Origin of the sequence: Megasphaera hominis (genome assembly GCF_014269395.1) — a bacterium.
GTDB lineage: Bacteria > Bacillota > Negativicutes > Veillonellales > Megasphaeraceae > Megasphaera > Megasphaera hominis.
This window is the reverse complement of the sequence record NZ_JACOGK010000082.1, coordinates 1-562: the sequence shown is the minus strand read 5'-3', so window position 1 is coordinate 562 and position 562 is coordinate 1. Positions and strand designations below refer to the sequence as shown.

General features: G+C 48.2%; 2 rRNA genes. Both read left to right on the top strand.

Annotated features, from left to right (window positions below):
• A 23S ribosomal RNA gene (locus H8J70_RS12405) occupies positions 1–203 on the top strand; the annotation flags it as partial.
• A 79-nt stretch (positions 204–282) separates the two neighbouring features.
• A 5S ribosomal RNA gene (rrf, locus tag H8J70_RS12400) occupies positions 283–399 on the top strand.
• The last annotated feature ends 163 nt before the right edge of the window (positions 400–562 follow it).

Here is a 562-nt window from a genome sequence, read left to right as displayed (position 1 = left end):
ATGGCGCCAGCCGTGCAGCTGGGTAGCTACGTCGGGGACGGATAAACGCTGAAAGCATCTAAGCGTGAAACCAGCCTAGAGATGAGGTTTCTCATTGCGCAAGCAAGTAAGGTCCCACAAAGACGATGTGGTTGATAGGCCGGGAGTGGAAGTACAGTGATGTATGGAGCGGACCGGTACTAATAGACCGAGGACTTGACTACAGAAGATGTAAGGAACGTTAAGAACAACAAACACTTTTCTATGCGGTTGTCAGGGTAGAAAAACCTTGAAAACAAACAATTCAGTGGCGATAGCTGCGGGGATCCACCTGTTCCCATGCCGAACACAGTAGTTAAGCCCGCAAACGCCGAAAGTACTTGGATGGAAACGTCCTGGGAGGATAGGAAGCCGCTGATTACGCAAAGAAAGAGCACCGAGAAATCGGTGCTCTTTTTGCGTAAGGAGGTGCGGACAAAAAGTTGGACCTGACATGATCACTAAATGTCAGGAGGTTTAAAATGTATTCTTATGAAAAACGAATGAAAGCAGTCCTGTTGCATCGAGACGCAGGTATGGGACT